Origin of the sequence: Citricoccus sp. CH26A, from assembly GCF_000224415.1 — a bacterium.
GTDB lineage: Bacteria > Actinomycetota > Actinomycetes > Actinomycetales > Micrococcaceae > Citricoccus.
Genome location: NZ_AFXQ01000058.1, coordinates 1 through 1,093, shown reverse-complemented (window position 1 = coordinate 1,093; position 1,093 = coordinate 1). Strand labels below are relative to the sequence as shown.

1 protein-coding gene is annotated in these 1,093 nt (G+C 72.8%); it reads left to right on the top strand.

Translation table 11 applies throughout. The features are described 5' to 3' along the window. The coding region (locus CITRI_RS0115565) for a VIT1/CCC1 transporter family protein (RefSeq protein WP_010145880.1) at nt 1-1,092 on the top strand (1,092 nt) is incomplete at its 5' end. Between the last annotated feature and the right edge of the window lies 1 nt (nt 1,093).

Below are 1,093 nucleotides of genomic sequence, written 5' to 3'. Positions count from 1 at the left end.
GAGCCGACGCGGGATCAGGTGCGGCGGTGGCGGCGGTATCTGGCCGATGAGATCGCCGAGGGCCAGATCTACCGGCAGATCGCCCACCGCAAGCACGGCCCCGAACGGGACATCCTGCTCGGGCTGGCCCAGGCCGAGCACCGCCACGAACAGCACTGGCGCACCCTGCTGGGCGAGCACGCCCGCAACCCGCCCCCGCCGTCCCCGCACCGGGTGCTGCTGCGCTGGCTGGCCCGGGTCTTCGGGTCGGTGTTCGTGCTGGCCCTGGCCCAGCGGGCCGAGTCCGACTCCCCCTACGCCAAGGACCAGCACGCCACCGCCGCGATGGTCGCCGACGAGGCGATCCACGAGGAGGTCGTCCGGGGCCTGGCCTCCCGCGGCCGGGAGAAGCTCGCCGGGGGCTTCCGGGCCGCGGTGTTCGGCGCCAACGACGGCCTGGTCTCGAACCTGGCCCTGGTGCTGGGCATCGGGGCCACCGGGGTCGCCCACCAGGTGGTGCTGTTCACCGGGATCGCCGGACTGCTGGCCGGGGCCCTGTCCATGGCCGCCGGCGAGTTCGTCTCCGTTCGCTCCCAACGCGAACTGCTCGAGGCCTCCGCCCCCACCCAGGTCACCCTCGAGGCCGCCGAGCACCTGGACCTGGGCCAGAACGAACTGGTGCTGGTCTACCGGGCCCGGGGCATGGACGAGGACGATGCCGTGCACCGCGCCCAGGAACGCCTGGGCTACTTCGACTGCGACTGCAACCCCTCGTTCTCGGCACGCCCGGACGGCTCCCAGGGCCCGGTCGACCGGTCCGGGGACTATGAGGAGATCGGCAGCCCGTGGCACGCCGCCGGGTCCAGCTTCGCCTTCTTCGCCTCCGGGGCCATCATCCCGGTCATCCCCTACCTGTTCGGCATGTCCGGGATGGGCGCCATCGTGGTGGCGGCGGTGCTGGTCGGGATCGCCCTGCTATTCACCGGCGGGGTGGTCGGACTGCTCTCCGGGGCCTCACCCCTCAAGCGCGGGGCACGCCAACTGGCCATCGGCTACGGCGCCGCCGCCATCACCTACCTCCTCGGCCTGGCCTTCGGCACCACCGTCGCCTGAC